Raw genomic sequence first — 7,541 nt, 5'->3', positions numbered from 1 at the left:
GACGCCGGCCGGGGGCGCGCGACGCGCAGCACGACGACGTCGGCGCCGCAGCCCCCGCCCCGCCCCCCCCCCGGGGGGGGGGGGGCCCGGGCGGGCCCCCCCCGCCACCGTTCTCGCGTACGGGCGCGGGGCTGCGCCGGGGCGTACGGGCCGGTCAGTGACCGTGCGGGCGGTATTCGCGGGGGGCCGGCGGGAGGGCCGGGGGGAAGTGGCCCCGCAGATGGCCGTTGGAGTGGTGGGGGTGGCCGTGGAACGACTGGCGGGCGACGGGCTCCCAGTGGCCGGCCGAGGGGAGGTGGCCGGTCGCGGTGGTGGTACGGCCCCAGATGCTCCGCATCGCCTCGGCGCTCAGTCCTTCCTCCCCCGTACGGTCCCCCGGCAGCGCCCGGAAGGAGCGGCGGTACTCGGCGTACAGCGCGTCGTAGATCGGCGTGGCCGAGGCGGGGGCGGCGTGGGGGGCCGCCATGGTCGCCGTGGTCGCGTCGTGCGACGGGCGCATGCCGGGGATCTGGTAGGGATACGGGACGCGGGAGGAGGGGTCGTATGCATGCACGTCTGTGCCAACGACCCGGATGCTCCCGGGATGCGGTCTTGGCGAAGAATCGGCTGTTCGGCGGGAGCGCGCGACCGGCTCACGACCGGCTCGCCCCCGGGCGCCCGCCGGGACCGGCCCGCCCCGGACACCGGAAGGCCGCCCCGCGCCGCCGCGGGTGAGCGCGGCGCGGGACGGCCCGTATGACACGTCGCCTTCCGGCAGCGGCCCGGGGAGCCCGGGGCGGCTGCCGTCAGGTGCCCGCCAGCGGCATCGCCGCGGCCACCAGCTTGCCCTCGGCGGCGGCCTTCTCCATGGCCTCGCGCATCAGGTCCTCCCGCGGCTGGTGGCCGACGGCGCCCACCGGGGCCGCGTACACCAGGACGGTCTGCGCCTTGGCGGCGGCGGTGCGCCAGCCGTCCGAGACGGGCAGCGGCTGGTGCGCCTGCCACCAGGAGACGGGCTGGGCGCCGTCGCCGGACGGCTGGAGGATGGCGTGCAGCCGCCCGGCGGCCAGCAGCACCGACCAGCCCGGATTGGCCGCGGGCAGCACGGACATGTCCGTCACCGGGGCGAAGCCGTGCTCCAGGAGCAGCGGGAGGAACGCGTCGCCCGGCTCGGTGGAGCCGGGGCGGGCGATGGGCCCGGCCGGCTCGACGACCAGCGCGGGCCGCAGGTCGTCCTCGACCAGCACCAGGCCGCAGGTGACACCGAGTGTCGCCTGCCGGTGCTCGCCCGGGAGGGCGGCGAAGGGGGTGGCGGGCGGGGGACCGGCGGGCGCCGCCTGGTCCCCGTCCGCGCCGGTGATGGAGCGCACCGCGCCCTGGAGCTGCTCCTCGGAGACCGGCACGACCTGCGAAGGGATGCACGACGCGTGGGCGAAGGCGAGCACCGCGGTCTCCTCGCCCACGAACAGGACGGTGCTGGTGCGCTCCTGGTCGCTGTCGCCGGGGGTGCGGCAGGAGGTGCAGTCGTAGTTGCCGGGGGCGTTGCCACCGGCCAGCAGGCGGTCGGCTTCTTCGTCACCGATCTCGGCGCGAACGTCGTCACTGACGTCGAGCATGCGCGGCACGGATGGCTCCTCGATCGTTGCGCGGGCTTGCCGGGCGGTCCCCGGCTCGTACCAGGACAACGGGCGATCTGTGGCCGGGGTCACGCGCGGCGGGGCAGGCGGTCGAACCGTTCGAAGCGCAGCGTGAGATGCCGCCCGGAACCGCTCACTCCCCGCGATCCGGTGCGCGGGGCACGCAAGTCGCGACGGTGAGCTGGGTCACAGATCGCCGGGCCGACGGGGTGACAAATGCGGAAATCGGCGAATCAAGTGGGTGGCCGAAAATGGCCGATACCTCCGGTAACGTCCGACTGGCCAGGCGGGACGGCGAAGTGGTTGATAACGGGGGGCCGGCCTTCCTACATTCTCCGGCCGTGTGCACCGAGCACCACCCGGGGACGCCCGCCGTCCGCTTCCACCACCGGCCCGCACCACGGCCGGTACGCCGTAGCCGGCACGGCACGACCGCCGCGCCGCATGGCACCGGATGCACCGTACGCAGCACCACCGGCACCACCCCGCGGCGGGCGGGGTGCCGCGGTCCACGGGCGCCGGACGCGCCCGTACCGCGTCACCTGGGGAACCCCGGGGCCGTGGAGAGGGATTCCATGCCTTTTTCGAAGGGCGTCATACGCCGTGACACCGCCGTGCTGGTAGGGGCGGCGCTGATCGCCCCGCTCGCGCTGGTGGCCGCCACCGCCGGTCCGGCGCAGGCGGCGGACGGCGGAGTGTGGGACCGCATCGCCCGTTGCGAGAGCGGCGGCAACTGGCACATCAACACCGGCAACGGCTTCTCGGGTGGCCTGCAGTTCACCCCCAGCACCTGGCGTGCGCACGGCGGCACGGCCTACGCGCCGACCGCCGCCCAGGCCAGCCGCGCCCAGCAGATCGCCGTCGCCACCCGGGTGCAGGCCAACCAGGGCTGGGGGGCCTGGCCCACCTGCGCCGCCCGTGCAGGTGCCTACGGGAGCGCCCCGAAGGCACCGAAGGCGCACCGGTCGTACCGGGACGGCGGCGAGCGGTACGTGCGCAAGGACGTACGCCGGGACGTGCGCTCGAAGGTGGGCAAGAAGGCGCACGGGACCGGCGGGCACGCCGACCGCGGCCGGACGCGGGCCGCCACCGGCGGCGGGTACACGGTGCGGCAGGGCGACACGCTCAGCTCGATCGCCGCCGCGCACAACGTGGGCTGGCGCCAGCTGTACGCCGCGAACCGGGGCGTCGTCGGCGGCAACCCGAACCTGATCATCCCGGGGCAGCGGCTCTCCGTCTGAGCCGCGGGGCCGCCGCCAGGGGTCCGCTCAGGGCACCGCCGGCACCGGTCCGCCCGTCCCGTCCCTTTGGGCCGAACGCCCCACCCGGCCGTCCGCCGACCGGGTGGGGCGTCGCGCCGTTCGGGGCACGGCGGGGGCGACACGCCCGTATCCGCGCATAGCGTGAGCCGATGTCCCATACTTTTCGGGCGCTGATGCCCAAGCGTCTCGCGAAGGCAGGCCGTCGCAGAGCGGCCGTCCTGTCCCTCGTTCCGGCCGTCGTCCTGCTGTGCGTGCCCGCCGGCGCGCAGGCGCGGGACACGGCGCTGCCGTCCCCGGCCGGCTGTTCCCTGTCCCGGGGACTGTGGAACTGCATCGCCGAGTGCGAGAGCGGCGGCAACTGGCGCAAGAACACCGGCAACGCCTACTACGGCGGACTCCAGTTCCGGCAGTCGACCTGGAAGGAGCACGGCGGCCTGGCCTTCGCCCCGCGCGCCGACCTCGCCACCCGCGAGCAGCAGATCGCCGTCGCCCGGCGGGTGCTGCGCGTCCAGGGCTGGTCGGCCTGGCCGTACTGCGCCAAGCGGTTCGGGCTCGGCAAGCGGAGCCTCGCGCTGCCCGGCGGGTCACCACCGGGGTGAGGGCCCCGGGCCGCCGGGGCCCGGGAGACGGGCGGCCTCGGCCGGTTCGCCGCTGAAGGCGACGCTGCCGCGCCGCAGGACGTACGCGACGGTGGCCGCCCGGCACAGGCCGGGCGGCAGCGCCTGCTCGGCGACCAGGACGGTGCGCCCGGCCGCCGCCACGCCGCCGAGCAGCGCGTACGTACGTGCCGTGGCGTCCGGTGACATGCCCTGCGTGGGCTCGTCGAAGAGGAGGAGCCGGGCGGGGCCGAGCAGCGCGCGGGCCACGGCGAGCATCCGCTGCTCGCCGCCGGACAGCGTGCCCGCCCGGCGGTCGAGGAGCGCGCGCAGCGGCGGATAGGCGTCCAGGGCCGGGCCGACGGCTCCGTCCGGCGCGGCCAGTGCGAGCTGTTCGCCGACGGAGAGCGAACCGAACACCGCGCCCCGGTCGGGCACCAGGGCCAGGCCGCGGCGCGCGCGGGCGTGTGCCGGGACCCGGGTGACGTCCCTGCCGCGCCACATGACGCGCCCGGCGGCGAGCGGCACGGTGCCTGCCAGCGCGCGCAGGACCGTGGTGCGGCCCGATCCGTTGCGCCCCAGAAGCGCCGTGACGCGGGCGGCGGGGACGAGCAGGTCGATGCCGTGCAGGACCTCCAGCGAGCCGTAGCGGACACGGGCCGCGTGCAGGGCGGCCTCGACACTCATGCCGGTGCCCCGCTCCCGGCCCGCCGTGACCGGCTTCCCGGCGGCGTCGGCCCGCTCATCGGCCCGGCTCCACAAGGACGTTGCGGGCGGGGCCGCAGGCCACGATCCGGCCCGCCGCCATCGCGTACACCGTGTCGGCCAGCCCGGCGACGAGGTCGAGGTCGTGCTCGACGACGAGCAGCGCGGTGCCGTCGGCGGCCAGCGCGCGCAGCACGTCGGCGAGCGCCGCCACTTCGGCGCTGTCCAGGCCCGCCGCGGGCTCGTCCAGCAGCAGGGTGCGCGGCCGGCCCGCGAGGGCGCGGGCCAGCTCGACCCGGCGCAGGGTGCCGGTGTCCAGCCCGGCGACGGACGCGGTGCGCAGCGGCCCGTCTAGGGCCAGCAGATCCAGCGCCCGCCCGGTGGCGGCGGCCGGATCCGGTACGCCGCTCCGCTCGGCACCGACCCGGACGTTCTCGGCCACGCTCAGCCCCTCGAACACGGCGAGCTGCTGGAAGGTCCGGGCCAGCCCGAGGCGGGCCCGCGCGTGCGGGGAGCGGCGGGTGATGTCGGCCCCGTCGAGCAGCACCCGGCCGGCGGTGGGGCGCAGTGTGCCGCACAGGCAGTGGAACAGGGTGCTCTTGCCCGCGCCGTTGGGCCCGATGAGCGCGGTGATCCGGCCGGGCGCGACGGTCAGGTCCACCCCGTCCAGGACCGTGAACCCGCCGTAACGCGCCCGGACGGCGCGGGCGGTCAGACGGCCGGAGGGGGTGGGGGACACGGGCGGTGGCGCGCTACGGGGGCGCGGTCCGCGGACGGCCGGAGCGGGAGGGCCGGAGGCGGCCCGGGTCCCCATCGCGCGGCTGCCAGGCGTACGGGCCTGGGATTCGTGGTCCTGGGGCCCACGGCCCTGCGTCCCATGGACCCGAGCCAACCGGTCCCGTACCCGCGCGCCCAGGGGAGTCAGCCGCGCTTCCGGGGCCGCGGACAGGCGGGCGGCGGCGCCGCGCAGGGCCGCGTACGGGCCGTGCGGGAGCCGGCCGGCGCGTACGGCGAGCACGCCGATCACCGCGGCGGCGGCTCCGCCCGCGGCCCCCGCGTCCAGGCCGACGAGCAGCACCGCGGCGGCGAGCGCGCCCAGCAGGCTGTCGGCGCCGAGGACGAGCAGGGCCGCGAACCACAGCAGGCTGCGCACCGGGTCGTAGGACGCGGCGTCGAAGGTGCGCAGCGCCATGCCGAGCATGCCGCCGCCCAGCGCCGCCAGCGCGGCACCCACCACGAACGCCGCCAGTTTCAGCGCCGTCACGGGCACACCGGCGGCGGCCGCCCCCGGCTCGTGGTCGCGCATGGCGGCCAGCGCGCGCCCGGTCCGGCCGCGGCGCAGGGCCGCCACGGCGAGCAGCGCGAGGCCGAGCAGCACCAGTTCGAGGACGTAGAACGCACGGTCGGAGGTGAAGCCGGCAGGGCGGTCGAGGGTGAGGCCCGCGGTGGCGTACGGCTGGGCGAGGACGAACCGGCTGACCGCGACGCCGAAGGCGAGGGTGGCCAGGGCCGTCGCCAGACCGTGCCGGCGCAGCGCGGGGCGGCCGGTGAGCAGACCGAGCGGGGCGGTCAGCAGTACGGCCAGCAGGAGGGCGGGCAGCCCTGGGAGGGCGGGCAGACCGGGAAAGCGGCCGGCCGTCAGCAGCGCGGTGAACAGGGCGCCCAGCCCGGCGTACGCGGCCTGCCCCAGCGAGATCTGGCCGCCGCGGCCGGTGACCACGACCAGGGAGAGCAGCACCACGCCGAGCGCCGGGACCTGGACGGCGGTGCGCAGGTCGCCGCCCGCGAAGCCGAGGGGGAGCAGGAAGAGGATGCCGCAGACCAGCCAGGCGCGGCCGTCGTGGTCGGGCAGCGGGCCGGTGCGCAGGGCCGGTGCGCCGCCGTCGGGCGTGTCCGGCAGGGCACGGGCGGAGTCGAGGCCGCGCAGGGCCGGGGCGGCGGCGAGCAGCGCCACGACGAACAGGTTGGCGCCGACGGCCTGCACCAGGGGCTCCAGGCTGCCACCCGGGTGCAGCCGGGTGAGCTGGCTCTGCGCGACACCGATCCCCAGGGCCACGACCACCGCCACCGGCAGGCTGCGCAGTCCGGCGGCCACCGCGACCGCCATCACCTCCATCACCAGCAGCGGCAGCCCGTACGGGTCCAGGCGCAGCAGCGGGGCCAGCAGGATGCCGGTCAGCCCGGCGGTGCAGGAGCCGAAGGCCCAGCCGGCGGCGGCGACCCGGTCGGCGTCGATGCCGCTGAGGACGGCGAGCGGACGGTTGTCGACCACGGCGCGCAGCTCGCGTCCGAAGCGGGTCCAGCGGGTGACGGCGGCGACCCCCGCGGCCAGGGTGACGGCGGTGCCGAGCTGCACCCACGGGTCGTCGGGCAGCAGCGCGGGCGCGTCGGCGCGCGCTCCCGGCCCCCACACCAGGCCCGCCCCGCCGACCAGGAGGACGAAGACGCCGAGCGAGGCGACCAGGGTGCGGTCCGGTCCGGCGCCGCGTACGGCCAGCGGGCGGAAGACGGCCCGGTCCAGCGCGAGCCCGATGCCCGGCGCGACGAGGAGGAGGGTGACGGCGGCGGCGAGCGGCAGCGGCCAGTGCCAGTCGGCCGCCAGCTGCCGCAGGACGTAGGCGCACACCATGGCGACGGCGCCGTGCGCGAAGTTCAGCACACCGGTGGCCCGGTAGGTGACGATCAGGCCGATGCCGGTGAGCGCGGCGGCGCTGCCCACCGCCAGACCCGCCAGGGTGAGGTCGTACGCGAGCGAACTCACCGGTCCGCGGCGGGGCGCGGGCCGCCCGGCTCACAGACGGGACAGGGCGCCAGCGGCTGTGCGGCCGCCGACTCCGGCGGACCGTCCGGGGGCCGGGCGTCCGGGCGGCCCGCGACGAGCGGGCAGCCGGGCCGGTGCAGGAGCGTTCCGCCGGGTACGGCGAGCGGCGGGCCCGCCGCGTCCGCCCCGGCCTCCCGCGCGGCCGGCGCTCCGTCCGCGCCCGGTGGTGGCGTGCCGTCGGCGCCGTATGTGACGAGCAGCCCGTACAGCTCCTCGACGCGCGCCGCCGCCAGGCCCTGGTCGCCCCGCGCCACCAGCACCGCGCCCGCGACGATCAGCGCGGCGCCCGGGATCGAGCAGGACGCCAGGAACGGGATCTGCCGTTCGGCGAACCGCTCGCCGGAGACGCCGTACCAGCCGACCGCGCACAGCACCGCCCCGCCCGCCAGCGCCGCCCAGCCGCCCCATGGGGCCAGGCGCGCCCCGAACCGTGTCCGCGCGTTGCGCATCACGCCCCCTCGCGACTTCCGGCGAATAGCTGCACTATGCCCTGTGGGACCGCACCTCAGAAGGCTTGTGCCAGACCGGCTCCGGCCGGTCG

Annotated in this window: 7 protein-coding genes; 2 read left to right on the top strand and 5 right to left on the bottom strand. The window is 77.3% G+C overall.

Going from position 1 to position 7,541, the window contains the following annotated elements:
- Positions 1 to 154: 154 nt before the first annotated feature.
- The gene (locus ACH4FX_RS26985) at positions 155 to 553 is read right to left on the bottom strand and encodes a hypothetical protein (protein ID WP_398483125.1); all 399 of its coding nucleotides are present in this window, start codon (positions 551 to 553) and stop codon (positions 155 to 157) included.
- A 232-nt stretch (positions 554 to 785) separates the two neighbouring features.
- The gene (locus ACH4FX_RS26980; protein WP_398483123.1) at positions 786 to 1,604 is read right to left on the bottom strand and encodes a hypothetical protein; all 819 of its coding nucleotides are present in this window, start codon (positions 1,602 to 1,604) and stop codon (positions 786 to 788) included.
- Between the two features lie 587 nt (positions 1,605 to 2,191).
- Between ACH4FX_RS26980 and ACH4FX_RS26975 the strand changes: the two genes are divergently transcribed.
- Both ACH4FX_RS26975 and ACH4FX_RS26970 read left to right on the top strand, forming a co-directional pair.
- Positions 2,192 to 2,857, top strand: coding sequence for a transglycosylase family protein (locus ACH4FX_RS26975; RefSeq protein ID WP_398483121.1), 666 nt, complete (start codon positions 2,192 to 2,194; stop codon positions 2,855 to 2,857).
- Between the two features lie 170 nt (positions 2,858 to 3,027).
- The gene (locus ACH4FX_RS26970; RefSeq protein ID WP_398483119.1) at positions 3,028 to 3,477 is read left to right on the top strand and encodes a transglycosylase family protein; all 450 of its coding nucleotides are present in this window, start codon (positions 3,028 to 3,030) and stop codon (positions 3,475 to 3,477) included.
- Here ACH4FX_RS26970 and ACH4FX_RS26965 read toward each other — a convergent pair.
- From ACH4FX_RS26965 to ACH4FX_RS26955, 3 genes are read right to left on the bottom strand one after another with little or no spacing between them, the layout of a single operon-like run.
- On the bottom strand, positions 3,463 to 4,161 hold the full coding sequence (locus tag ACH4FX_RS26965; RefSeq protein ID WP_398483117.1) for an ATP-binding cassette domain-containing protein: 699 nt from the start codon (positions 4,159 to 4,161) through the stop codon (positions 3,463 to 3,465). The genes ACH4FX_RS26970 and ACH4FX_RS26965 overlap by 15 nt on opposite strands.
- A gap of 55 nt (positions 4,162 to 4,216) precedes the next feature.
- Positions 4,217 to 6,940, bottom strand: a complete 2,724-nt coding sequence (locus ACH4FX_RS26960; protein ID WP_398483115.1) for an ATP-binding cassette domain-containing protein — start codon at positions 6,938 to 6,940, stop codon at positions 4,217 to 4,219.
- The gene (locus ACH4FX_RS26955; protein WP_398483113.1) at positions 6,937 to 7,449 is read right to left on the bottom strand and encodes a hypothetical protein; all 513 of its coding nucleotides are present in this window, start codon (positions 7,447 to 7,449) and stop codon (positions 6,937 to 6,939) included. The genes ACH4FX_RS26960 and ACH4FX_RS26955 overlap by 4 nt, the downstream gene beginning before the upstream one ends.
- Positions 7,450 to 7,541: the final 92 nt, after the last annotated feature.

The sequence above is a fragment of the Streptomyces sp. NPDC018019 genome (genome assembly GCF_044327805.1).
Classification (GTDB): domain Bacteria; phylum Actinomycetota; class Actinomycetes; order Streptomycetales; family Streptomycetaceae; genus Streptomyces.
The sequence above is the reverse complement of the archived record's forward strand: the minus strand, read 5'-3'. Positions and strand labels throughout refer to the sequence as shown.